21 protein-coding genes are annotated in these 24,123 nt (G+C 59.3%); 12 read left to right on the top strand and 9 right to left on the bottom strand.

Going from position 1 to position 24,123, the window contains the following annotated elements:
• Positions 1-51 precede the first annotated feature (51 nt).
• The 6 genes from cysG to BK662_RS12775 form a co-directional block, all read right to left on the bottom strand.
• Positions 52-1,446: a siroheme synthase CysG gene (gene cysG / locus BK662_RS12800; protein WP_123358354.1), complete on the bottom strand. Its 1,395-nt coding sequence runs from the start codon at positions 1,444-1,446 to the stop codon at positions 52-54.
• Positions 1,447-2,727: a serine--tRNA ligase gene (gene serS / locus BK662_RS12795; protein WP_050682726.1), complete on the bottom strand. Its 1,281-nt coding sequence runs from the start codon at positions 2,725-2,727 to the stop codon at positions 1,447-1,449.
• A 15-nt stretch (positions 2,728-2,742) separates the two neighbouring features.
• The gene (gene crcB, locus BK662_RS12790; protein ID WP_123358353.1) at positions 2,743-3,117 is read right to left on the bottom strand and encodes a fluoride efflux transporter CrcB; all 375 of its coding nucleotides are present in this window, start codon (positions 3,115-3,117) and stop codon (positions 2,743-2,745) included.
• Positions 3,117-4,439 (bottom strand): replication-associated recombination protein A, encoded by a 1,323-nt coding sequence (locus BK662_RS12785; protein ID WP_008008559.1) that lies wholly within the window; start codon positions 4,437-4,439, stop codon positions 3,117-3,119. Before BK662_RS12785 ends, crcB begins: the two co-directional genes overlap by 1 nt.
• Before the next feature lie 157 nt (positions 4,440-4,596).
• Complete coding sequence (gene lolA, locus BK662_RS12780) at positions 4,597-5,220, bottom strand: outer membrane lipoprotein periplasmic chaperone LolA (RefSeq protein ID WP_008154853.1); 624 nt, start codon at positions 5,218-5,220, stop codon at positions 4,597-4,599.
• Between the two features lie 68 nt (positions 5,221-5,288).
• Entirely contained in the window at positions 5,289-7,694 is a 2,406-nt protein-coding gene (locus tag BK662_RS12775; RefSeq protein WP_123358352.1) for a DNA translocase FtsK, read from the bottom strand.
• A gap of 306 nt (positions 7,695-8,000) precedes the next feature.
• Here BK662_RS12775 and trxB point away from each other — a divergent pair, with 306 nt between their 5' ends.
• From trxB to infA, 4 genes are all read left to right on the top strand, one after another.
• Positions 8,001-8,960, top strand: a complete 960-nt coding sequence (trxB, locus tag BK662_RS12770) for a thioredoxin-disulfide reductase (RefSeq protein WP_123358351.1) — start codon at positions 8,001-8,003, stop codon at positions 8,958-8,960.
• A gap of 68 nt (positions 8,961-9,028) precedes the next feature.
• The gene (aat, locus tag BK662_RS12765; protein WP_123358350.1) at positions 9,029-9,709 is read left to right on the top strand and encodes a leucyl/phenylalanyl-tRNA--protein transferase; all 681 of its coding nucleotides are present in this window, start codon (positions 9,029-9,031) and stop codon (positions 9,707-9,709) included.
• An 86-nt stretch (positions 9,710-9,795) separates the two neighbouring features.
• A complete protein-coding gene (locus tag BK662_RS12760) occupies positions 9,796-10,503 on the top strand; it encodes an arginyltransferase (protein ID WP_123358349.1) in 708 nt (235 codons plus the stop codon).
• A 100-nt stretch (positions 10,504-10,603) separates the two neighbouring features.
• Complete coding sequence (infA, locus tag BK662_RS12755; RefSeq protein ID WP_002553999.1) at positions 10,604-10,822, top strand: translation initiation factor IF-1; 219 nt, start codon at positions 10,604-10,606, stop codon at positions 10,820-10,822.
• A 251-nt stretch (positions 10,823-11,073) separates the two neighbouring features.
• On the opposite strand, the gene clpA is transcribed toward infA, so the two are convergent.
• A complete protein-coding gene (clpA, locus tag BK662_RS12750; protein ID WP_052967012.1) occupies positions 11,074-13,344 on the bottom strand; it encodes an ATP-dependent Clp protease ATP-binding subunit ClpA in 2,271 nt (756 codons plus the stop codon).
• 30 nt (positions 13,345-13,374) lie between these two features.
• Positions 13,375-13,737, bottom strand: a complete 363-nt coding sequence (gene clpS / locus BK662_RS12745; protein ID WP_015094394.1) for an ATP-dependent Clp protease adapter ClpS — start codon at positions 13,735-13,737, stop codon at positions 13,375-13,377.
• A 224-nt stretch (positions 13,738-13,961) separates the two neighbouring features.
• On the opposite strand from clpS, the gene BK662_RS12740 reads away from it, so the two are divergent.
• Positions 13,962-14,243 (top strand): cold shock domain-containing protein, encoded by a 282-nt coding sequence (locus BK662_RS12740; protein ID WP_123358425.1) that lies wholly within the window; start codon positions 13,962-13,964, stop codon positions 14,241-14,243.
• 60 nt (positions 14,244-14,303) lie between these two features.
• Here BK662_RS12740 and icd read toward each other — a convergent pair whose 3' ends face one another.
• Positions 14,304-15,560, bottom strand: coding sequence for an NADP-dependent isocitrate dehydrogenase (icd, locus tag BK662_RS12735; protein WP_123358348.1), 1,257 nt, complete (start codon positions 15,558-15,560; stop codon positions 14,304-14,306).
• Positions 15,561-16,053: 493 nt separating this feature from the next.
• Here icd and BK662_RS12725 point away from each other — a divergent pair, with 493 nt between their 5' ends.
• From BK662_RS12725 to BK662_RS12695, 7 genes are all read left to right on the top strand, one after another.
• A complete protein-coding gene (locus BK662_RS12725; protein WP_123358346.1) occupies positions 16,054-18,279 on the top strand; it encodes an NADP-dependent isocitrate dehydrogenase in 2,226 nt (741 codons plus the stop codon).
• Between the two features lie 213 nt (positions 18,280-18,492).
• A complete protein-coding gene (locus tag BK662_RS12720; protein WP_123358345.1) occupies positions 18,493-18,939 on the top strand; it encodes an NUDIX hydrolase in 447 nt (148 codons plus the stop codon).
• Between the two features lie 59 nt (positions 18,940-18,998).
• Entirely contained in the window at positions 18,999-20,132 is a 1,134-nt protein-coding gene (gene mnmA, locus BK662_RS12715) for a tRNA 2-thiouridine(34) synthase MnmA (protein WP_123358344.1), read from the top strand.
• Positions 20,129-20,752: a high frequency lysogenization protein HflD gene (hflD, locus tag BK662_RS12710; RefSeq protein WP_048396927.1), complete on the top strand. Its 624-nt coding sequence runs from the start codon at positions 20,129-20,131 to the stop codon at positions 20,750-20,752. The genes mnmA and hflD overlap by 4 nt, the downstream gene beginning before the upstream one ends.
• Positions 20,753-20,879: 127 nt before the next feature.
• On the top strand, positions 20,880-22,250 hold the full coding sequence (gene purB, locus BK662_RS12705; protein WP_123358343.1) for an adenylosuccinate lyase: 1,371 nt from the start codon (positions 20,880-20,882) through the stop codon (positions 22,248-22,250).
• Positions 22,251-22,336: 86 nt separating this feature from the next.
• Positions 22,337-23,506, top strand: a complete 1,170-nt coding sequence (locus BK662_RS12700) for a ribosomal protein uL16 3-hydroxylase (RefSeq protein ID WP_123358342.1) — start codon at positions 22,337-22,339, stop codon at positions 23,504-23,506.
• Complete coding sequence (locus BK662_RS12695; protein WP_123358341.1) at positions 23,499-23,924, top strand: GNAT family N-acetyltransferase; 426 nt, start codon at positions 23,499-23,501, stop codon at positions 23,922-23,924. The genes BK662_RS12700 and BK662_RS12695 overlap by 8 nt, the downstream gene beginning before the upstream one ends.
• The last annotated feature ends 199 nt before the right edge of the window (positions 23,925-24,123 follow it).

Below are 24,123 nucleotides of genomic sequence, written 5' to 3'. Positions count from 1 at the left end.
CACAAATCCCCTGTGGGAGCGAGCCTGCTCGCGATGGAGGTGACTCGGTCCTCAGACCTGCGCCTGAGCACCCTCAAACCATGCCAGTTTCTCGCGCAACTGCACCACTTCCCCAACAATCACCAGCGTCGGCGCATGCACTTCATGCTCCGCCACCAGCCGTGGAAGGTCGGCCAGGGTGCCGGTAAACACCCGTTGATTGACCGTGGTGCCCTGCTGGATCAACGCCGCCGGGGTATCGGCCGCGCGACCGTGTTTGATCAACTGTTCGCAGATGATCGGCAAGCCCACCAGCCCCATGTAAAACACCAGGGTTTGCGCCGGCGCGACCAAGTCGGCCCACGGCAAATCGGTGGAACCGTCCTTGAGGTGCCCGGTGACGAACCGCACCGACTGCGCGTAATCGCGGTGAGTCAGCGGAATCCCGGCATATGCCGCGCAACCGCTGGCTGCAGTAATGCCCGGAACAACCTGGAACGGAATGCCATGGGCCGCCAGTTCTTCGATCTCTTCACCGCCGCGCCCGAAGATAAACGGATCGCCGCCCTTCAAGCGCACCACGCGCTTGCCGGCCTTGGCCAGATCCACCAGATGCTGGTTGATCTGTTCCTGAGGCACGGCGTGATCGGCGCGGCGCTTGCCGACGTAGATCCGCTCGGCATCGCGACGGCACAAATCCAGAATCGCCGGCGCCACCAGACGGTCATACAGCACCACATCGGCTTGCTGCATCAGACGCAAGGCGCGGAAGGTCAGCAGATCGGGATCACCCGGCCCTGCACCTACCAAATAGACTTCGCCAGTGGCTACAGGCGCTTCACCATTGATCTTTGCCAGCATCAAGCGCTCGGCCTCGGCGCCCTGCCCGGCCAGTTGCCGGTCGGCAATCGGGCCCTGGAATACATCTTCCCAGAACGCCCGACGCTGCTGCACATCCGGAAACAGGCTTTTGACCTGAGTACGGAAACGCGCTGCCAGACCGGCCAGTTGACCGTAGGTAGAAGGAATCCAGGTTTCCAGCTTGGCGCGAATCAACCGCGCCAGCACCGGCGCATCGCCGCCGCTGGACACAGCGATGATCAACGGAGAACGGTCGACAATCGCGGGAAAAATCACGCTGCACAGCGCCGGCGCGTCCACCACGTTGACCGGCACGCAACGCCGATGGGCATCGGCGGAGACTTGCGCGTTCAGCGGTTCGTCGTCGGTGGCGGCGATAATCAGCCCGCAACCGTCCAGGTCCGTTTCTGCGTAGCCACGCACCAGGCACTCACCACCGCTGCCGACCACTAGCTCGCGCAGTTGCGGTTCGATTTCAGGCGCAACCACCCGCAGCAGCGCACCGGCTTCGGCCAGCAGGCGGGATTTGCGCAAGGCAATCTCCCCTCCGCCGACGACCAATACACGACTGCCGCGAAGGTTATGAAACAGCGGCAGATAGTCCATTTAGCCGATGACCTCAAGGCCACCCATGTACGGCTTGAGCACCTCAGGCACACGGATCGAACCGTCGGCCTGCTGGTAGTTCTCAAGCACCGCCACCAGGGTACGACCGACCGCCAGGCCGGAACCGTTCAGGGTGTGAACCAGCTCAGGCTTGCCGGTTTCCGGGTTGCGGAAACGCGCTTGCATGCGGCGGGCCTGGAAATCGCCGCAGTTGGAGCACGACGAAATCTCGCGGTATTTGTCCTGGCTCGGAATCCACACTTCCAGATCGTAGGTCTTGACCGCGCTGAAGCCCATGTCGCCCGTGCACAGCGCCAGGGTGCGATACGGCAGCTCCAGCAGTTGCAGGACTTTCTCGGCGTTGGCAGTCAGGCCTTCCAGCGCTTCCATCGAGGTTGATGGCTCAACGATCTGGACCATCTCGACCTTGTCGAACTGGTGCTGACGGATCATGCCGCGAGTGTCGCGACCTGATGCACCGGCCTCGCTGCGGAAGCACGGCGTGTGCGCCACGAACTTGATCGGCAGCAGTTTCGAATCGACGATCTCGCCAGCAACGATGTTGGTCAGCGACACTTCAGCGGTCGGGATCAGGTACAGATCGGCTTCGCCTTCGCGGCTGATCTTGAACAGGTCTTCTTCGAACTTCGGCAGCTGACCGGTGCCCTGCAACGCTGGCGCCTGCACCAGGTACGGGGTGTAAGCCTCTTCGTAACCGTGTTCGTTGATGTGCAGGTTGATCATGAACTGTGCCAGCGCACGGTGCAGACGGGCGATCGGGCCGCGCAGCAGGGCGAAACGGGCCCCGGACAGCTTGGCGGCGGTTTCGAAGTCCAGCCAGCCGAACTTCTCACCCAGGGCCACGTGGTCCTGAACCGGGAAATCGAAGGCCTTAGGCGTGCCCCAGCGGCGCACTTCAACGTTGCCTTCTTCGTCATCGCCGACCGGCACCGATTCGTGCGGCAGGTTCGGGATGCCCAGCAGGATCGAATCCAGCTCGGTCTGGATCGCGTCCAGCTCGACTTTACCGGCGCTCAACTCACCCGCCATGCGCTCGACGTCCGCCATCAACGGCGCGATGTCTTCGCCGCGCTGCTTGGCCTGACCGATGGACTTGGAGCGCGCGTTACGTTCAGCCTGCAGTGCCTCGGTACGGGTCTGGACGGTCTTGCGCTGTTCTTCCAGCGCTTCGATGCGCGCAACATCCAGCGTGTAGCCACGGGATGCCAGGCGGTCCGCTACGTCCTGCAGGTTGCTACGTAACAGTTTGGAATCGAGCATGTCGGTTTCTCGTTATCAAAGTTTGGTCAGGGACAGGCCAGCCCAGGTGGCGAGCAGCCCGCCGAATACGCTGATGGCCGCATAGCCCAGGGCCAGCGGCACTTGCCCGGTTTCCAGCAGGCGCACCGTATCCAGTGAAAAGGATGAAAAAGTTGTCAGCCCCCCAAGGAAGCCGACCATCAACCCGGCTCGCACCTCAAACGGTACCTCCGGGCGACTCAAAAACAGACCGTATAGAACGCCGATCAGCAAACAGCCCACGATATTAACGGCCAGCGTCGCGGTATAGAAGTGCCGTGGCCAATTCGCGTTGATCCAGTTACCGGTGGCGAAGCGCAATAGCGTACCGGCGACACCGCCGACAGAAACGGTAACGATCAATGGAATCACTATTTTCTCCGTTGCCGTGGGCTTAGGCGATCAAGCTGCGCGAGGTGGTTAAGCTTTTCGCCGATCTTCAGCTCCAGGCCGCGGGGCACGGGTTGATAAAACCGTTGCGGTTCGAGCTCGTCCGGGAAGTAGTCTTCGCCAGCGGCGTAGGCATCCGGCTCATCGTGGGCATAACGGTATTCGTCGCCATAACCCAACTGCTTCATCAACTTGGTCGGCGCATTGCGCAAGTGCAGCGGCACTTCGAGCGAACCGTGCTCGGTGGCGCTGCGCATCGCGGCTTTGAAGCCCATGTACACCGCATTGCTTTTCGGCGCGCAGGCCAGATAGGTAATGGCCTGGGCCACCGCCAATTCACCTTCGGGGCTGCCGAGGCGCTCCTGCACTTCCCACGCCGCCAGGCACAGGCTCAGGGCACGAGGGTCGGCGTTGCCGATGTCTTCGCTGGCCATGCGCACCACGCGCCGGGCCAGGTACAGCGGGTCGCAACCGCCGTCGATCATCCGCGCGAACCAATACAGTGCGCCATCGGGATTGGAACCGCGCACCGATTTATGCAGCGCGGAGATCTGGTCGTAGAAGGCTTCGCCGCCCTTGTCGAAGCGTCGACGGGTATCACCAAGCAGACTTTGCAACAGATCGACGCCGATCTCACTGTTGTCTTCGGCCAGGTCCGAGGCGTTTTCCAGCAGATTGAGCAGACGTCGGCCATCGCCATCGGCGGCGGACAACAGCATCTGGAAACCTTCATCGCTGAGGGTCAGTTGCCGCTTGCCCAACCCACGTTCTTCGGTCAATGCGCGATGCACCAGCTTGCGCAGGGCCGCTTCGTCGAGGCTTTTGAGCACATAGACGCGCGCCCGGGACAGGAGCGCGTTATTGAGTTCGAACGAGGGGTTTTCGGTGGTTGCGCCGATGAAAATCAGCGTGCCGTCTTCAACGTACGGCAGGAACGCATCCTGCTGGGACTTGTTGAAGCGATGCACTTCATCGACGAACAGGATGGTGCGTTTACCGTACTGCCCGGCCTGTTGTTTGGCGACTTCCACCGCCTGGCGGATTTCCTTTACGCCGGCCAGTACCGCCGAAACCGTTTCGAAGTGCGCATCGGAGACTTCCGCGAGCAGCCGCGCCAAGGTGGTTTTACCCACCCCCGGCGGTCCCCAGAAAATCATCGAATGCAGGGCACCCTGCTCCAGCGCTTCGCGCAAAGGCTTGCCGCGAGCGAGCAGGTGTTCCTGACCGACGTACTCGTCCAGATTGGTCGCGCGCAGGCGGGCGGCCAAAGGCTGAGCAATCGGGGCGCTGCGAAACAGGTCCATCACTACTTGCGAAACCTCACTGCCTATCAGTCAATAATTTGAACATCGCTGATCCCTGTGGGAGCGAGCCTGCTTGCGATGGCGGCATTACATTCAACATCACTGTTGACTGACCCGACGCTATCGCGAGCAGGCTCGCTCCCACAGGTTATGCGTTTTATTCCTGGATCACGTCGGCACCCTTTGGGATGTCGAACTTGAATTTGGACGCAGGAATCGGCTCGTTGGCCTTCACGCCAGTAAACAGGATATTGGTGCGCTGACCGACACTGTCGATCATCTGCATGTCATTGACCAGACCGTTGCGGAACGACAGGCGCAGGCTGTCGAACAGGGTGTCTTTGGTTTTCGGCTTCAAGGTGAAGTCGATCACGCCACCGGCTTCCTTGGCGCTGATGTCGAAGCTCTGGCTGATCTTGGACACGTCACCCGACAGCAGCAATGCCGGGGTCTGGGTCAGGCGCTGATCAAGGTTCTTGATGGTGGCCTGCTCAAGGTCCGGATCCCACAACGTCACCTTCTTGCCGTCGGAGACCATCGTTTGTTCGGCCGGCGCGTTGGTGTGCCAGTAAAACAAGCCAGGACGCTGCAAGGACATTTCACCCGCGGTTTCCTGCAACTGGGTGCCGCTGCCATCGAGGGTCAGCTGGGAGAAACGCGCGGTCAGGGTCTGGGATTTTTCCAGCAGTTGAGTCAGACGCGCCACGTCCTTGTCATCGGCGTGGGCCGAGAGCGTGGTCAAAGCCAGTACCGGCAGCAACAGCATGCGGATAAGACGCATGGGAGTCCTCATAAACATTCGTGGGAGTGCGGGCGGCGTCTCAAGACACCGCCCCTTTCAAAACCGGATCAGTCGCGCACCGGGCCAGGGGCCAGGACTTCACGCGAACCGTTGGTGTTCATGGACGTCACGACCCCAGCCATCTCCATGGCTTCGATCATGCGCGCCGCGCGGTTGTAGCCGATTTTCAGCTTGCGCTGAACCGCGGAGATGGACGCGCGACGGCTTTCCAGTACGAACTGCACCGCCTCGTCGTAAAGCGCATCGGTTTCGGCATCATCGTCACCGCCACCGCCGCCGTTTTCAAAGCCGCTACCGGCCTCTTCGACACCGGCGAGGATGTCATCGTTGTATTCCGGGGCGCCGCGCAGTTTCCAGGCTTCAACCACGCGGTGAACCTCGTCGTCGGACACGAACGCGCCGTGAACACGAATCGGCAGACTGGTGCCCGGCGGCATGTACAACATATCACCGTGACCCAGCAGTTGTTCGGCGCCACCCTGGTCGATGATGGTCCGCGAATCGATCTTGCTCGATACCTGGAACGCCATACGGGTCGGAATGTTCGCCTTGATCAGACCGGTGATCACGTCCACCGACGGCCGCTGGGTCGCGAGGATCAAGTGGATGCCGGCCGCACGGGCCTTCTGGGCGATACGGGCGATCAGCTCTTCAACCTTCTTGCCGACGATCATCATCATGTCGGCGAATTCGTCGACGACCACGACGATGGTCGGCAGTTTTTGCAGCAGGGGTGCCTCGTCGTGGATGCTTTCGCGCTTGTACAGCGGATCGCTCAACGGCTCGCCGGCGTCCTGGGCTTCCTTGACCTTGGCGTTGAAGCCCGACAGGTTACGCACGCCCATCTTCGCCATCAGTTTGTAGCGCCGTTCCATCTCGGCGACGCTCCAGCGCAAGGCGTTGGCGGCGTCCTTCATGTCGGTGACCACCGGGCACAGCAGGTGCGGAATGCCTTCGTAGATCGACAGCTCGAGCATTTTCGGGTCGATCATGATCAATTTGGCGTCTTCCGGGCCAGACTTGAACAGAATCGACAGGATCATCGCGTTCACACCCACCGACTTACCGGAACCGGTCGTACCGGCCACCAGCAAGTGCGGCATTTTCGCCAGGTCGGTGATGACCGGTTTGCCGCCGATATCATGACCCAGGGCCAGGGTGACCGGGGACTTGAAGTTATCGTACTCGGGGGTCGACAAGACCTCGGAGAACCGCACGATCTGCCGGTCTTCGTTAGGGATTTCGATACCGACGGTGGTCTTGCCCGGAATCACTTCCACGACACGCACACTGGTCACGGCCAGCGAACGGGCCAGGTCTTTCGCCAGATTGGAGATGCGGCTGACTTTGACCCCGGCTGCTGGCTGGATTTCGTAACGGGTAATTACCGGGCCCGGGTGAATCGAATCCACCGAGACTTCGACGCCGAATTCCTTGAGCTTGATTTCCAGCAAGTGGCCGACGGCCGCCAGGGATTCAGGTGAATAGTTGAGTTGTTTCTTTTCCGCAGGGTCGAGAATCGAGATCGGCGGCAAGGTGCCTTCCACCGCGCTGTCGACGAACAACGGCGCCTGTTTCTCTTTTTCCACGCGCTTGCTGGGCGCTGCGGGTTTGGGCGGAGCCGGGGCAATCACCGGCGGTACCTGTTTCTCGCGCTCGGACATGTGCTTGCTCAGGGCCTGCTCGCGCTCGATCAGGCGCTCCTTGACCTTGGCCTGCTCGCGTTTGTCGGTGACGGTCGGCGCGACCACGTCATGCACGCGATCGTCGACTTCACGCAGTTGGGCGACCAGTTGCTTGCGTTCCATACGGGCCGCCCACCAGCGATTGGCCGCGCCTTGGAACAGTTCGAACAGATCGAGGGTGATCTTGCCGGTGACGTCCATCACCTTGAACCACGACAGGTCGGTGAACACTGTCAGGCCGAACAGGAACAGCGCGATGAACAACAGCGTGCTGCCCTGGATGTTCAGTGCGTTTTTGGCCAGATCGCCGAGGCTTTCGCCCAAAGCGCCACCTGCGCCGGCCGGCAGACCGGTCGCCGCATGGAAATGGATGTGGGCCAGCGCTGCACCTGACAGCACCAGGAATACCAGGCCGATCAGGCGCCAGGAGAACAGCCAGCCGCTCCACTGCCACGGCTCGTGGCGCTGGCGGAAGATCTGATACGCCTTGATCGCCAGCAGCAACGGGAAAATGTAGGCGAAGTAACCCAGGACCATGAACAGGATGTCGGCGCTGTAAGAGCCGGCAGGCCCGCCGAAGTTCTGCACATCGTCGATCTTGCTGTTGTGGCTCCAGCCCGGATCGTCTTTGCCGTAGGTCAACAAAGCCATCATCAGGAACAGGCACAAGGCGCCGATGGCGATCAATGCACCTTCCTTGAGCCGGTAGTGCAATTGCTGGCGCCAGAGCGGGACGACTGTTTTAGGTGCTGCGGTGGATTTCTTCAAAACGCTTCTTTTCCTGCGCCCATGGCGCGTCCATCTGTTGAATGACTATAAAAACTGCCCAATCCAGGCAGGTAAAAAAGTTAACAGGCGCAACTGGGACTACTTTTAACACTGCGCCCCGGTTTTTCGAAATACGGCACGCACCGCTTTTTTGATACAAACACTGTTACAAGCGAGCATTGTACGGGTTTGTTCACCCGATGCCATGCTTGAGCCCCTTGGGTGCAGCATAGCCAACAGCACAGTACGCGCGGTCCAATTTGAGCATGCATTCTCTTTTGTGACAAAGGCTTATGAGGTGTTTTTATGACTGAAGCGAAGCATTCCCGCCTGATCATTCTGGGTTCCGGCCCTGCCGGTTACAGCGCAGCCGTTTATGCCGCTCGCGCCAACCTCAAACCCGTTGTCATCACCGGCATACAGGCAGGTGGCCAGCTGACCACCACCGTCGAAGTCGACAACTGGCCCGGCGACGTCGAAGGCCTGACCGGCCCGGTACTGATGGAACGCATGCAAAAACACGCCGAACGCTTCGACACCGAGATCGTTTACGACCACATCCATACGGCCAAGTTGCAACAGCGCCCGTTCGAGCTCATCGGCGATAGCGGCACCTACACCTGCGATGCGCTGATTATCGCCACCGGCGCTTCGGCCCAATACCTGGGGCTGCCATCGGAAGAAGCCTTTGCCGGCAAAGGGGTTTCGGCCTGCGCCACCTGTGATGGCTTCTTCTACCGCAACCAGGTGGTCGCGGTGGTCGGCGGAGGTAACACGGCCGTTGAAGAAGCGCTGTACCTGTCGAACATCGCCAAGGAAGTCCACCTGATTCACCGTCGCGACAAACTGCGCTCGGAGAAGATCCTCCAGGACAAGCTCTTCGAAAAAGCCGCCAACGGCAATATCCGCCTGCACTGGAACCAGAATCTGGACGAAGTGCTGGGCGATGCCAGCGGCGTGACCGGTGCCCGCCTGCGGCACAGTCATACGGGCGAAACCAATGAATTGCCGCTGGCCGGCGTCTTCATCGCCATCGGCCACAAGCCCAACACCGACTTGTTTCAGGGCCAGCTGAAAATGCGTGACGGCTACCTGCTGATCAAGGGCGGCAGCGAAGGTGACGCCACCGCCACCGACATCGAAGGCGTGTTCGCCGCCGGTGATGTGGCCGATCATATTTACCGCCAGGCGGTGACCTCCGCCGGGGCCGGCTGCATGGCCGCGCTGGATGCCGAGAAGTATCTCGATGACATCCCCACCGTTTGACGGTTAACCTCCTACAAGGCGGGCTCAACGGCCCGCTACCGCCCTCCCCTTCTGCAAGCCCGGATGCCATGCTGACTTGGTTACAACGCAACACCCTGACCTTCCCGCCGCTGGAAAAAGCCATGCGCGACCCCAACGGGCTGCTGGCCGCGGGTGGCGATTTGTCCGCCGATCGTCTGATTCAAGCCTATCGCCACGGTTGCTTTCCGTGGTTCTCGGAGGGCCAGCCGATTCTCTGGTGGTCACCGGATCCGCGCACAGTACTGTTTCCCGACGAACTGCATGTCTCCCGCAGCTTGAACAAACTGCTGCGCCAACAGCGCTATCAAGTGACCTTCGATCGGGATTTTGCCGCGGTCATCCGCGCCTGCGCCGCACCGCGCGAGTACGCTGACGGCACCTGGATCACCCAAGCGATGCAGGACGCCTACGTCGAACTGCACAGGCGTGGTTACGCCCACTCGGTGGAGGTCTGGGACGATGACATGCTGGTCGGCGGGCTCTACGGCCTGGCTATGGGGCAGTTGTTTTTTGGCGAGTCGATGTTCAGCCGCGCCGACAACGCCTCCAAATATGGCTTCGCCACACTGGTGCGACACCTGAAAGACTCAGGTTTTGTACTGATCGACTGCCAGATGCCTACCGATCATCTGCACAGTCTGGGTGCCCGAGCGATTCCCCGCCGCGAATTTGCCGGCTACCTTGCCCGGCACCTGGATCAACCGGGCCGCTCCAACTGGGTTTGCTGAGCGACTTTTGCGCGCGTGGCTTACACTTAATGCGGGGAAACTCATTGAGAGCGCCCCTAATCAAAAGCTTATCCCGAGGGTTGATCATGACCGAGTTGGCGCGTTTGAAGTTCTATGCCACTCAGCCCCACTCTTGCAGTTATCTGCCCGAGGAGCAGGCCACGACGCTGTTCCTCGACCCTAGCCAGCCCATGGATGTGCATGTCTACGCAGATCTGTCGGAAATGGGCTTTCGTCGCAGTGGCGATCATCTCTACCGGCCCCATTGCCAGCATTGCAATGCGTGCGTACCGGCGCGCATTCCTGTGGGGCAATTTACCCCCAACCGTCAGCAGAAACGCATTGTCAAACGCAATGCCGACTTGCAGGTGCGTCCGGCCAGGCCAAAGTTCAGCGAAGAGTATTTCGACCTCTATCAGCGCTACATCGAACAACGTCACGCTGATGGCGATATGTATCCGCCGAGCCGCGACCAGTTTTCGACCTTCCTGGTACGTGACCTGCCGTTCTCCCGCTTCTATGAATTTCGCCTCGAAGGCCGACTGCTGGCAGTGGCCGTCACCGACTTGCTGCCTAACGGTTTGTCGGCGGTCTACACCTTCTACGAGCCCGGCGAGGAGCGTCGCAGCCTGGGGCGTTACGCGATTCTCTGGCAGATCGCCGAAGCCCGGCGCCTGGGCCTGGAAGCGGTCTATCTCGGCTACTGGATCAAAAACTGCAAAAAAATGAGCTACAAGACCCAATATCGCCCTATCGAACTGCTGATTAATCAGCGTTGGGTCATCCTGAGCTAGAACCCCTTGGCTTAAACCCCATTTTTCGGGCACAATGCACGCCGCTTTTGCCTGGCGCAGTTGCACCGGGCCATTCATTGGACACCGAGGGCTTTACTGCATGTCGAAAGAAGACAGCTTCGAAATGGAAGGCACTGTCGTCGACACCCTGCCCAACACCATGTTTCGTGTGGAGTTGGAAAATGGGCACGTCGTAACCGCGCATATTTCCGGCAAGATGCGCAAGAACTACATCCGTATTCTTACCGGCGACAAAGTGCGCGTCGAGCTGACGCCCTATGACTTGAGCAAAGGGCGCATCACCTACCGCGCTCGCTAATCAAGTCAATACAAGACGCCCGGCTATGCCGGGCGTTTTTGTTTGTGTGGGTTTTACCTCATGCACTTTTGCAAAACTGCACATATCCCCTGTGGGAGCGAGCCTGCTCGCGATGGCGTCGACAAATTCAACATTGATGCAAGCTGAACCACCGCTTTCGCGAGCAGGCTCGCTCCCACAGGGTTTTGGTATGTTCTTCAAGACAGCAAAAAGGCGCCTTCCGGCGCCTTTTGCTTTGTTGCGGTTTAACGTCAGGCCATTTCAGCCGTGGTCTCGAACTCGAAGGTCAGCTCGCCGTCCTTGATGTCGATGTGTACCACACCGCCATGTTCGGCCAGTTCGCCAAAGAGGATCTCTTCGGCCAGCGGACGCTTGATCTTGTCCTGAATCAAGCGCGCCATTGGACGAGCGCCCATTGCCGAGTCGTAGCCACCCGCTGCCAGCCAGCTGCGAGCAGCGTCGGTGACCTCCAGCAGCACACGCTTGTCTTCCAGCTGCGCCTGAAGTTCGGTAAGGAACTTGTCCACCACGCTTTTGATGACCTCATGACTGAGGCGACCAAACTGGATAATGGTGTCCAGACGGTTACGGAATTCCGGCGTGAAGCTCTTCTTGATCACTTCCATCGCATCAGACGAGTGGTCCTGATAGGTGAAACCGATCGAAGCACGCGCTGCGGTCTCGGCACCGGCGTTGGTCGTCATGATGACGATCACGTTACGGAAGTCCGCCTTGCGCCCGTTGTTATCGGTCAGCGTACCGTGGTCCATGACCTGCAACAGCAGGTTGAAGACTTCCGGATGCGCCTTCTCGATTTCATCGAGCAGCAGCACGCAGTGAGGCTGCTTGGTGATGGCTTCGGTCAGCAGACCGCCCTGATCGAACCCGACATAGCCTGGAGGCGCACCGATCAGACGCGATACGGTGTGGCGCTCCATGTACTCGGACATGTCGAAGCGAACCAGCTCGACTCCCAACGCCTTGGCCAATTGCCGCGCGGCTTCGGTTTTACCGACACCGGTCGGCCCTGCGAACAGGAACGAACCGACGGGCTTGTCAGGCGACTTGAGGCCGGCACGGGACAGTTTGATCGCCGTCGACAGCGAGTCGATCGCCGCATCCTGGCCAAATACCGTGAGTTTCAGGTCACGCTCAAGGTTACGCAGCAGCTCTTTGTCGGAACTGGTGACGTGCTTTGGCGGAATTCGCGCGATTTTCGCGACGATGTCCTCGACCTGAGCCACTTCGATGCGCTTCACCCGCTTCTCGATCGGTTGCAGACGCTGATAGGCACCCGCCTCGTCGATGACGTCGATGGCCTTGTCCGGCATGTGCCGGTCATTGATGTAACGCGAGGCCAGTTCAGCAGCGGCGCGCAGGGCTTCATCGCTGTATTCGATGTTGTGGTGCGCTTCGAAACGCCCTTTCAGGCCACGCAGGATGCCAATGGTGTCTTCCACCGAAGGTTCCGACACATCGACCTTCTGGAAACGCCGAGCCAGAGCACGGTCCTTCTCGAAGATCCCACGGAATTCCTGGAACGTGGTCGAACCGATGCAGCGAATGTCGCCCGAAGACAGCAATGGCTTGAGCAGGTTCGAGGCATCCATGACACCACCGGACGCAGCGCCCGCACCAATGATGGTGTGGATCTCGTCGATGAACAGGATCGCCTGCGGACGTTTTTTCAGCTCATTGAGCAGCGCCTTGAAGCGCTTCTCGAAATCGCCGCGGTATTTGGTCCCGGCCAGCAAAGCCCCCAGATCGAGGGAATACACCACGCTGTTGGCCAGCAGATCCGGCACCTGGTTGTCGACAATGCGTTTGGCCAGGCCTTCGGCAATCGCGGTTTTACCCACGCCTGCCTCGCCCACCAGCAGCGGATTGTTTTTGCGACGACGCGCGAGGATCTGCGCGACGCGCTCGACTTCCAGCTCACGACCTACCAACGGATCGATACGACCCTGGCGCGCGAGTTCGTTGAGGTTGCTGGCATAAGCATCCAGAGGATTGCCTGAAGAAGAAGACTCACCGCCCTCGTCGTCCTGCATATCTTGCTCACCTTCAGAGTGATCGCCATGCCCCGGTACTTTGGAAATGCCATGGGCGATGTAGTTGACGACATCGATACGCGCAACGCTCTGCTGTTTCAGCAGAAACACTGCCTGACTCTCTTGCTCACTGAAGATTGCGACCAGCACGTTAGCGCCAGTCACTTCGCGTTTGCCCGAGCTCTGTACGTGAAAGACAGCACGTTGCAGTACACGCTGGAAGCCCAGGGTTGGCTGGGTTTCACGATCCTCGTCATGAAGAGGGATCAATGGCGTGGTGGAGTCGATGAACTCCTGCAGGTCATGCTTGAGTTTGTCGAGGTTTGCGCCGCAGGCACGCAAAACGGTGGCGGCAGCCTCATTATCCAATAGGGCCAGCAGCAGGTGCTCGACGGTCATGAATTCATGACGCTTCGAACGAGCCTCCTTGAAGGCAAGATTGAGGGTGACTTCGAGCTCGCGGTTTAACATAGCTTCACCTCATACCCAAGTGGTCGGCGATTAACCGTCCTTCTCGATTTCACAGAGTAGCGGATGCTGGCTTTCCCTGGCGTACTGGTTGACCTGCATGGCCTTGGTCTCGGCGATGTCGCGGGTAAACACTCCACATACTGCCCGTCCTTCTGTATGGACGGCCAGCATGACCTTGGTCGCCAGCTCGCGATTCAGGTTAAAAAACACCTCGAGCACTTCGACGACGAAATCCATCGGTGTGTAGTCATCGTTGAACAAAACCACCTTGTACATCGGTGGCGCCTGTAAAGCAGGCTTAGCCTCCTGAACAGCAATGCCTGCGGAATCGTCGTCGTGTAAATCAGGGCGATCCTGATTGAATGTTAGTCGAATCTGGCTGATTGCATGCATGGAAAGAAAGGTTCGTCAGTTGTGCAAATACAGTGGTGGGGGCGGTTATGAACGTTTTCAACTCCGACTGCCCGGTCACCTTGACTATCGGAAAATCGGTGTTACAACCAATAGAGCCCACAGTGGGTAAAAAAGGTCCGCGGAGTCAATCTATTTGCAAGATTAGACTGCGGATTAACTGGATGATACTCCAGTGATGGAGTCTGTTGCAGAGGGATATGGGTATGGCTGTCGGTAAGGTGAAATGGTTCAACAATGCCAAGGGGTTCGGTTTCATTAACACCGACGCCAGAGAAGGTCGTGACGAGGATGGCAAGGATATCGATTTCTTTGCCCACTATTCGGCTATTGAAATGGACGGATACAAAACCCTCAAGGCCGGGCAAATTGTTAGCTTTGAGATCATCCAGGGCCCCAAAGGGCTGCATGCAGTAAAGATCGCATCTGCCACCTCTCCGAACGAACAGAGCGCCACTGCCACCCGGCAAGAAACAGTGTCGAGCTGACGCAGCTCGTCATCCAGTCATAAAAAAACCGCCCGAAGGCGGTTTTTTTTGTCAGCTGGTTTACATGTGCGAGATCAACGCATCACCAAACGCGGAAGACGACAGCAGTTTCGCGCCCTCCATCAGACGTTCGAAGTCATAGGTCACGGTTTTCGCGGAGATCGCGCCGTTGGTGCCTTTGATGATCAGGTCGGCCGCTTCGGTCCAGCCCATGTGACGCAGCATCATCTCGGCGGACAGGATCAACGAACCCGGGTTGACCTGGTCCTTGCCGGCGTATTTCGGCGCAGTACCGTGGGTCGCTTCGAACATGGCCACGGTGTCGGACAGGTTGGCACCCGGCGCGATACCGATACCGCCCACTTCGGCCGCCAGGGCGTCGGAGAGGTAGTCGCCGTTCAGGTTCAGGGTCGCGATCACATCGTACTCGGCCGGGCGCAGCAGGATCTGCTGGAGCATGGCGTCGGCGATGGCGTCCTTGACGATGACGTTCTTGCCGGTTTTCGGGTTCTTGAACTGCATCCACGGACCGCCGTCGAGCAGGGTCGCGCCGAATTCTTCAGCGGCCACTTCGTAGGCCCATTCCTTGAAGGCACCTTCGGTGAACTTCATGATGTTGCCTTTATGCACGATGGTCAGCGAGTCGCGGTCATTGTCGACCACATACTGCAGAGCCTTGCGCGCCAGACGCTTGGTGCCTTCCAGCGACACCGGCTTGATGCCGATACCGCAGTTTTCGTCGAAACGGATCTTGGTGACGCCCATTTCTTCTTTAAGGAACTTGATGACCTTGGTCGCTTCCGGCGAACCGGCTTTCCATTCGATACCGGCATAAATGTCTTCCGAGTTTTCACGGAAGATGGTCATGTCGACATCGCCTGGCTTCTTGACCGGGCTCGGTACGCCTTCGAACCAGCGCACCGGACGCAGGCAGACATACAGGTCGAGCTGCTGACGCAGGGCCACGTTCAGCGAGCGGATGCCGCCGCCGACCGGCGTGGTCAGCGGGCCCTTGATGGAAACCACGTAATCCTTGACCGCGTCCAGGGTTTCCTGAGGCAGCCAGGTGTCCTGATCGTAAACCTGAGTCGCTTTCTCCCCGGCGTAGACTTCCATCCAGGAAATTTTGCGCTCGCCGCCGTAAGCCTTCTTAACAGCAGCATCGACAACCTTGATCATGACCGGGCTGATATCAACGCCAATACCATCGCCTTCAATGAAGGGGATGATCGGGTTGTTAGGAACATTGAGAGAATGGTCCGCGTTGACGGTGATTTTGTCGCCGACGGCTGGAACCTGAATCTTCTTGTATCCCATGCTGTACTCCATTGTTTGGATTGAACATCTGGCTGCGTTCGAGCGTACCCCAGTTAAATCGGCGCGCAAACCCTATGTTCCGACCATCTGCCGCAAAGCTGCACAGTTCGCGACGTACAAGCCTGAAAGCAAAGGGAAAAGCGCCAAACTCAAGCACGGCGAACGACTCTACGCCCCACACCGGCCTGCGACCTTTAGACCAATGGACGAAAAACGTTGCATATGAACCATCGGCAGATTGCCAGCTACCTATGTATAATGCCGCCGCTGACCACAGAGTCACGACGGCCGACCGCTCTATCACAAGACGTTGGGCCCGAATAAGCCGGATTGCTACCGCAATCCACCCGCTTGACGCTCGACTGATGCACCCAACATCACCGCGAAGAAACCTCGACATTCGGCTCATGGATGACTTTGAACGAACGCGCTTACCCGGCGCCCCTCGAGTTTCTGCGCACGCTTTAGCAAAGAAGAGAGAGTTAATCCGAATATGCCCACCCGCTCGAAGATCATCTATACCTTCACCGACGAAGCCCCAGCCCTCGCCACCTATTCATTGTTGCCTATCGTAGAGGCGTTCACCGCCTCGGCTGATATCGCCGTTGAAACCCGCGATATCTCTCTTGCAGGGCGCATTCTGGCCAGCTTCCCCGAGCAATTGGGTGACAAAGCCGTAGCCGACCACCTCGCCGAACTGGGCGACTTGGCCGTTACGCCGGAAGCCAACATCATCAAGCTGCCGAACATCAGCGCTTCGGTTCCGCAACTGCAGGCCGCGATCAAAGAGCTGCAAGCCCAGGGCTTCGCACTGCCGGACTACCCGGAAACCGTGACCAGCGATGCCGACAAGCTCGCCAAGTCGCGTTACGACAAGATCAAGGGCAGCGCCGTGAACCCGGTTCTGCGCGAAGGTAACTCTGATCGTCGCGCACCGCTGTCGGTCAAGAACTACGCGCGCAAGCACCCGCACAAAATGGGCGCATGGGCCAAAGACTCCAAGTCCCACGTCGCTCACATGAGCACCGGCGATTTCTACGGCAGCGAAAAAGCCGCCCTGATCGACGCCGCTGACGCCGTCAAAATCGAACTGATCGCTCAAGACGGCACCACTACCGTCCTGAAAGAAAAAACCACCGTGCAAGCCGGTGAGATCCTCGATTGCGCCGTTCTGAGCAAAAAAGCGCTGCGCAGCTTCATTGCAGCCGAGATTGAAGACGCCAAAGCCAAAGGCGTGCTGCTGTCGGTTCACCTGAAAGCCACCATGATGAAAGTTTCCGACCCGATCATGTTCGGCCAGATCGTTGCCGAGTTCTATAAAGACGCACTGGCCAAGCACGCTGACGTGCTGGCACAGATCGGCTTCAACCTGAACAACGGCATCGGCGACCTGTACGCTCGCATCAAAGCCCTGCCTAGCGATCAGCAAGCGCAGATCGAAGCGGACATCCAGGCGGTCTACGCCGTTCGTCCGTCGTTGGCCATGGTCAACTCCGACAAAGGCATCACCAACCTGCACGTGCCGAGCGACGTCATCGTCGACGCCTCGATGCCGGCGATGATCCGTGACTCCGGCAAAATGTGGGGCACTGACGGCCAGCTGCACGACACCAAGGCCGTGATCCCGGATCGCTGCTACGCCACCATCTACCAGGCGGTGATCGAAGACTGCAAGCTGCACGGCGCTTTCGATCCAACCACCATGGGCAGCGTGCCAAACGTTGGCCTGATGGCGAAGAAAGCCGAAGAGTACGGCTCCCACGACAAGACTTTCCAGATCAAGGCAAACGGCGTAGTTCGGGTTTCCGACAGCGCTGGTCGCACCCTGCTGGAACAGTCGGTTGAAGCCGGCGATATCTTCCGCATGTGCCAGACCAAAGACGCGCCGATCCAGGACTGGGTCAAACTGGCCGTCAACCGTGCTCGCGCAAGCGCAACTCCGGCCATTTTCTGGCTGGACCCAATGCGCGCCCACGACGGCGTAGTGATCGAGAAAGTTCAGGCGTACCTGAAGGATCACGATACTTCCGGTCTGGACATCCGCATCATGTCGCCTGTCGACGCGATGAAGTTCACCCTGGACCGCACCCGCGAAGGCAAGGACACCATTTCGGTGACCGGCAACGTATTGCGCGACTACCTGACCGACCTGTTCCCGATCATGGAACTGGGCACCAGCGCCAAGATGCTGTCGATCGTTCCGCTGATGAACGGCGGCGGTCTGTTCGAAACCGGCGCTGGCGGCTCGGCACCGAAGCACGTTCAGCAACTGCTGGAAGAGAACTTCCTGCGCTGGGATTCCCTGGGCGAGTTCCTGGCCTTGGCCGCTTCCCTTGAGCACTTGGGTGTTACCTACAACAACCCTAAAGCGCTGGTGCTGGCCAAGACCCTGGATCAGGCCACTGGCCAGTTCCTGGACAACAACAAGTCGCCATCGCGCAAAGTCGGCAACATCGACAACCGCGGCAGCCACTTCTACCTGGCGCTGTACTGGGCTCAAGCCCTGGCCGCCCAGACCGAAGACACTGCACTGCAAGCGCAGTTCGGCGAACTGGCCAAAACCCTGACCGAGAACGAAGCGACCATCGTTGCCGAGCTCAACGCCGTGCAGGGCAAGCCAGTGGACATCGGCGGTTACTACCACGCCAATGCCGATCTGATCAGCAAGGCCATGCGCCCGAGCAACACCTTCAACGCCGCGATCGCTGCGCTGGTTTAAGGTTGTAAGACTGCAAAGAAGCCCCGGCCCAGTGCCGGGGTTTCTGTTTGTGTCCCACACTTTTCATTTGTGGAATATGGACCAATGTGGGAGCGAGCCTGCTCGCGATAGCGATATATCATTCAACATTGATGTCGACTGACCCACCGTCATCGCGAGCAGGCTCGCTCCCACACTGTTCTTTATTCCAATATTAGAAACCGAGGAAGCTTCATGGATTGGCTACCCCACATCACCGTCGCCACCATCGTCGAAGACAATGGTCGCTTCCTGATGGTCGAAGAACTCAAGCACGGACAAACGGTGCTCAACCAACCGGCCGGCCATCTGGACCCGGACGAAACCCTGATCGACGCCGCCGTGCGTGAAACCCTTGAGGAAACCGGCTGGGATGTCGAGCCGACAGGCGTGGTGGGCATTTATCTCTATACCGCCCCGAGCAACGGCGTGACTTACCAGCGGGTCTGCTTCACCGCAAAACCGCTCAAACACCATCCGGACTATCAGCTGGATGACGGCATCATCGGCGCAAAATGGCTGACGCGTGACGAACTGCTGCAACAGCGCGCAAACTGGCGCAGTGAGCTGATCATCCGTTGTATCGATGATTATCTGGACGGCAAACACTTCGGTCTCGAACTGATCCGCCCTTCTCTTTAGCCTTGCGGGCTCCAGCCTGCTAGAATCGCGTCCTTTTTCAAGACACTCATTGAATCCCTATGCGTGATCCAGCCCCTTCTGACACACAAAAGAAGCGCGTCATTGTCGGCATGTCCGGCGGCGTGGACTCTTCCGTTTCCGCTCTCCTGCTGATCGAGCAGGGCTATGAGGTGGAAGGCCTGTTCATGAAGAACTGGGAAGAAGACGATGGAACCGAGTACTGCACCGCCATGGATGACCTGGCGGACGCTCAGGCCGTGTGCGACAAAATTGGCATCAAGCTGCACACCGCCAACTTCGCCGCCGAGTACTGGGACAACGTGTTCGAGCATTTCCTGGCCGAATACAAGGCCGGTCGCACGCCGAACCCGGACATCCTCTGCAACCGCGAAATCAAGTTCAAGGCGTTCCTCGACTACGCCATGATGCTCGGCGCCGACCTGATCGCCACCGGCCACTACGTGCGCCGCCGCGACATCGATGGTCGCACCCAATTGCTCAAGGGCCTGGATCCGAACAAGGACCAGAGCTACTTCCTGCACGCCGTCGGCGGCGAACAGATCGCCAAGACGCTGTTCCCGGTCGGCGAGCTGGAAAAACCCGAAGTGCGCGCGATTGCCGAGAAAAACGACCTGGCCACCGCGAAGAAAAAGGATTCCACCGGGATCTGCTTTATCGGCGAACGCCGCTTCAGCGACTTCCTCAAGCAATACCTGCCGGCCCAGCCAGGCGAGATCAAGACCACCGAAGGCGAGGTCATTGGCCGTCACCACGGCTTGATGTATCACACCATTGGCCAGCGCCAGGGCCTGGGCATCGGCGGCTTGAAAGACGCCAGCGACGAGCCATGGTACGTGCTGATCAAGGATCTGGAACACAACGAACTGATCGTCGGCCAGGGCAATGACCACCCTTATTTGTTCTCCCGTGCCCTGCTCGCCTCGGACATCTATTGGGTCAACCCGATCGACTTGACCGAGCCGCGCAAACTGACCGCCAAGGTGCGTTATCGCCAGAGCGACCAGCCTTGCACGCTGGAAAAGACCGCCAGCGGCTACCGCGCGACCTTCGATGACCCGCAACGCGCGGTCACCCCAGGCCAATCCGTGGTGTTCTACGACGGTGAAATCTGCCTCGGTGGCGGCGTGATCGAAGTGGCCGAACCCTGGACCAGCAAGGGCCAGCGCCCATGAGCCCGACTCAGGAGCAACTGACGGCCCTGGGCGGCGTGTTTCTCGCCGCCGTACTGGTCGACAAAATCGCCAAAAGTGGCCAGACCAACGAAGCCGGCCTGACCTGCATGCTCGGCAGCCTGTTGATTCGCGACCCCAAGGACACGCTGGAAGTCTATGGCGGTGACGACATCAACTTGCGTGAAGGTTACCGCGCGCTGATCGGTGCTCTGGAGCGCGACCCCAGCACCCTTCAGCGCGAACCGCTGCGCTATGCCCTGTCAATGCTGGGGCTGGAGCGTCAATTGGCCAAGCGCGAAGACATGCTGGAAGTGATCGGCAAGCGTTTGCCACAGATCCAGTCCCAGGTCGAACACTTCGGCCCGGCTCATGAAAACGTAATCGCCGCCTGCGGTGCGCTGTATCAGGACACCCTGAGCACCCTGCGCCAACGGATTCAGGTGCATGGCGACATGCGCAACCTGCAGCAACCTAGCAATGCCTCGAAGATTCGCGCGCTGTTGCTGGCCGGGATCCGTTCGGCACGCCTGTGGCGGCAGTTGGGCGGTCATCGCTGGCAGTTGGTGATCAGCCGGCGCAAGCTGCTTAAAGAGCTTTACCCGCTGATGCGCAGCAGCTGAACCGCGCCCGCAATACCGCTTTGTAGTCAGTAACGCGTAATACGCCGGTCAGTTGGCAACGGACCGGCGGATTTTTTCATGTATGATACGCGCCCCATTTCGTTGCCCGACTGTCCGAGAACACCCCATGCAGCTCTCTTCGCTCACTGCGGTTTCCCCTGTTGACGGCCGCTACGCCGGCAAAACCCAGGCCCTGCGCCCAATTTTCAGCGAATACGGTCTGATCCGTGCTCGCGTTCTGGTTGAAGTACGCTGGCTCCAGCGCCTGGCCGCTCACCCTGCCATCAGCGAAGTGCCGGCATTCTCCGCCGAAGCCAACGCGGTGTTGAACACCCTGGCGGAAAACTTCTCTCTGGAGCACGCCGAGCGTGTCAAAGAGATCGAGCGCACCACCAACCACGACGTCAAAGCCATTGAGTACCTGCTCAAAGAGCAAGCGGCCAAGCTGCCAGAACTGGCTGCCGTCAGCGAATTCATCCACTTTGCCTGCACCAGCGAGGACATCAACAACCTGTCCCACGCCCTGATGCTGCGCGAAGGCCGTGATGATGTGATGCTGCCGCTGATGCGCCAGACTAGCGACGCCATCCGCGAGCTGGCCATCCGTTTCGCTGACGTACCGATGCTGTCGCGCACCCACGGTCAACCGGCCTCGCCGACCACCCTGGGCAAAGAGCTGGCGAACGTGGTTTACCGTCTGGAGCGTCAAATCGCTCAAGTCGCCGCCGTTCCGCTGCTGGGCAAAATCAACGGCGCTGTCGGCAACTACAACGCTCACCTGTCGGCCTACCCTGAGATCGACTGGGAAGCCAACGCCCGCGCCTTCATCGAAGACGAGCTGGGCCTGGGCTTCAACCCGTACACCACGCAGATCGAACCGCACGACTACATCGCCGAGCTGTTCGACGCGATCGCGCGCTTCAACACCATCCTGATCGACTTCGACCGCGACATCTGGGGCTACATCTCCCTGGGTTATTTCAAACAGCGCACCATCGCTGGCGAAATCGGTTCGTCGACCATGCCGCACAAGGTCAACCCGATCGACTTCGAGAACTCCGAAGGCAACCTGGGTATCGCCAACGCACTGTTCCAGCACCTGGCGAGCAAGCTGCCGATCTCCCGTTGGCAGCGCGACCTGACCGACTCCACCGTACTGCGCAACCTCGGTGTCGGCTTCGCCCACAGCGTGATCGCGTACGAAGCCAGCCTCAAAGGCATCAGCAAACTGGAGCTCAACGCTCAGAAAATCGCTGCTGACCTGGACGCGTGCTGGGAAGTATTGGCCGAGCCAATCCAGACCGTGATGCGTCGCTACAACATCGAAAACCCGTACGAAAAACTGAAAGAGTTGACCCGTGGCAAGGGCATCAGCCCTGAAGCACTGCAAACTTTCATCGACGGCCTGGACATGCCAGCCGCCGCCAAGGCCGAGCTAAAATTGCTCACCCCGGCGAACTACATCGGTAACGCTGTAGAGCAAGCCAAACGCATCTGATCGACCGCTTTACCCTTTTGAGACGCCCGGCAGCGCCGGGCGTTTTTATTCCCGTCTGAAAAGTGCATTTTTTCAATAGGTTACACATGAATCCTGATATTCCTCTTCAACTTCTGGGTGGCATCACGGCGCGCGAATTCCTGCGTGACTACTGGCAGAAAAAACCGCTGCTGATCCGCCAGGCGATCCCTGATTTCGAGAGCCCGATCGATCCCGACGAACTGGCCGGACTGGCGCTGGAAGAAGAAGTTGAATCGCGCCTGGTGATCGAGCACGGCGAGCGCCCATGGGAATTGCGTCGCGGCCCGTTCGCTGAAGACGAGTTCAGCAAACTGCCGGAGACCGAGTGGACCCTGCTGGTTCAAGCAGTCGACCAGTTCGTGCCAGAAGTCGGCGAACTGCTGGAGAACTTCCGCTTCCTGCCGAGCTGGCGCGTCGACGACGTGATGATCAGCTTCGCTGCTCCGGGTGGCAGCGTCGGCCCGCACTTCGATAACTACGATGTGTTCCTGCTGCAAGGTCACGGCAAGCGCAACTGGAAAATCGGCCAGATGTGCGATTCCGAGAGCAAACTGCTGCCCCACGCAGACCTGCGCATCCTCGCCGACTTCGAAGCCACCGAAGAGTGGGTTCTGGAACCGGGCGACATGCTCTACCTGCCGCCGCGCCTGGCCCATTGCGGCGTCGCGATTGACGACTGCATGACCTACTCGGTCGGTTTCCGCGCCCCGAGCGCCTCTGAAGTGCTGACTCACTTCACCGACTTCCTCAGCCAGTTCCTGACTGACGAAGAGCGCTACACTGACGCCGACGCCCTGCCGGCGGTCGATCCTCATCAGATCCAGCACGACGCCCTCGATCGCCTGAAAAGCCTGCTGGCCGAGCACATGAGCGACGAGCGCCTGCTGCTGACCTGGTTCGGCCAGTTCATGACCGAGCCGCGCTACCCGGAGCTGGTGGTTGGCCCGGAAGAGATCGAAGAAGGCGACCTGCTCGCCAGCCTCGAGCAAGGCGCGGTGCTGATCCGCAACCCGAGCGCGCGCCTGGCCTGGTCTGAAGTCGATGACGATCTTCTGCTGTTCGCCAGCGGTCAGAGCCGTTATCTGCCGGGCAAACTGCGCGAGCTGCTGAAGATGATTTGCGCCGCCGACGCGCTGCATGTCGACAATCTCGGCGACTGGCTCAGTGACGAAGACGGTCGCGGTCTGCTGTGCGAGCTGGTCAAGCAAGGCAGCCTGGGGTTTGCCGATGAATAAAATTCACGTACGTGTCGCAGACTGGCAAAAGGACAACGCCGAGATCCGGCGCATTCGTGAGACGGTGTTCATCTCCGAGCAATCCGTTCCGCCTGAGCTGGAATGGGATGCTGATGACGCAACGGCAGTCCACTTTCTGGCCTTTGAAGGCGACTTCCCGATCGGCACCGCCCGCCTGCTGCCCGATGGTCACATCGGCCGGGTGTCGGTGCTGAAGGACTGGCGCGGCTTGAAAGTCGGCGATGCGCTGATGCAAGCGGTGATCGGTGAAGCCGAGGAACGTGGGTTGAAGCAGCAGATGCTAAGCGCGCAAGTGCAGGCCACGGCGTTCTATGAGCGCTTGGGTTTCAGCATGGTCAGTGAGGAATTCCTGGAAGCCGGGATTCCGCATGTGGATATGGTGCGGCATTCGGCGTGAGACCGAGGTGCTGCCATCGCGAGCAGGCTCGCTCCCACAGTGGATTGATGGTGTTGCTGCAATCTGTAACAACACCTAAAACCCTGTGGGAGTGAGCCTGCTCGCGATGAGGCCCTGAAGCCCCCCCTAAAACGCCCCGCCATCCTCGGATGCCGGGGCGTTTTGCTGTCTACGATTCAACTTGCCCCACTGCGGGCCG

The organism is Pseudomonas frederiksbergensis, from assembly GCF_003732275.1.
Taxonomy (GTDB): domain Bacteria; phylum Pseudomonadota; class Gammaproteobacteria; order Pseudomonadales; family Pseudomonadaceae; genus Aquipseudomonas; species Aquipseudomonas frederiksbergensis_H.
The sequence above is the reverse complement of the archived record's forward strand: the minus strand, read 5'-3'. Positions and strand labels throughout refer to the sequence as shown.

Excerpts from the sequence above, each read along its gene's own strand:
- BK662_RS12725 (WP_123358346.1), top strand. The coding sequence starts at position 16,054 with ATGCCCACCCGCTCGAAGATCATCTATACCTTCACCGACGAAGCCCCA.
- BK662_RS12760 (WP_123358349.1), top strand. The coding sequence starts at position 9,796 with ATGACCGAGTTGGCGCGTTTGAAGTTCTATGCCACTCAGCCCCACTCT.
- cysG (WP_123358354.1), bottom strand. The coding sequence starts at position 1,446 with ATGGACTATCTGCCGCTGTTTCATAACCTTCGCGGCAGTCGTGTATTG.
- purB (WP_123358343.1), top strand. The coding sequence starts at position 20,880 with ATGCAGCTCTCTTCGCTCACTGCGGTTTCCCCTGTTGACGGCCGCTAC.
- clpA (WP_052967012.1), bottom strand. The coding sequence starts at position 13,344 with ATGTTAAACCGCGAGCTCGAAGTCACCCTCAATCTTGCCTTCAAGGAG.
- mnmA (WP_123358344.1), top strand. The coding sequence starts at position 18,999 with ATGCGTGATCCAGCCCCTTCTGACACACAAAAGAAGCGCGTCATTGTC.
- icd (WP_123358348.1), bottom strand. The coding sequence starts at position 15,560 with ATGGGATACAAGAAGATTCAGGTTCCAGCCGTCGGCGACAAAATCACC.
- BK662_RS12695 (WP_123358341.1), top strand. The coding sequence starts at position 23,499 with ATGAATAAAATTCACGTACGTGTCGCAGACTGGCAAAAGGACAACGCC.
- BK662_RS12700 (WP_123358342.1), top strand. The coding sequence starts at position 22,337 with ATGAATCCTGATATTCCTCTTCAACTTCTGGGTGGCATCACGGCGCGC.
- trxB (WP_123358351.1), top strand. The coding sequence starts at position 8,001 with ATGACTGAAGCGAAGCATTCCCGCCTGATCATTCTGGGTTCCGGCCCT.
- hflD (WP_048396927.1), top strand. The coding sequence starts at position 20,129 with ATGAGCCCGACTCAGGAGCAACTGACGGCCCTGGGCGGCGTGTTTCTC.
- lolA (WP_008154853.1), bottom strand. The coding sequence starts at position 5,220 with ATGCGTCTTATCCGCATGCTGTTGCTGCCGGTACTGGCTTTGACCACG.
- aat (WP_123358350.1), top strand. The coding sequence starts at position 9,029 with ATGCTGACTTGGTTACAACGCAACACCCTGACCTTCCCGCCGCTGGAA.
- infA (WP_002553999.1), top strand. The coding sequence starts at position 10,604 with ATGTCGAAAGAAGACAGCTTCGAAATGGAAGGCACTGTCGTCGACACC.
- BK662_RS12785 (WP_008008559.1), bottom strand. The coding sequence starts at position 4,439 with ATGGACCTGTTTCGCAGCGCCCCGATTGCTCAGCCTTTGGCCGCCCGC.
- clpS (WP_015094394.1), bottom strand. The coding sequence starts at position 13,737 with ATGCATGCAATCAGCCAGATTCGACTAACATTCAATCAGGATCGCCCT.
- BK662_RS12720 (WP_123358345.1), top strand. The coding sequence starts at position 18,493 with ATGGATTGGCTACCCCACATCACCGTCGCCACCATCGTCGAAGACAAT.
- serS (WP_050682726.1), bottom strand. The coding sequence starts at position 2,727 with ATGCTCGATTCCAAACTGTTACGTAGCAACCTGCAGGACGTAGCGGAC.
- BK662_RS12740 (WP_123358425.1), top strand. The coding sequence starts at position 13,962 with ATGGCTGTCGGTAAGGTGAAATGGTTCAACAATGCCAAGGGGTTCGGT.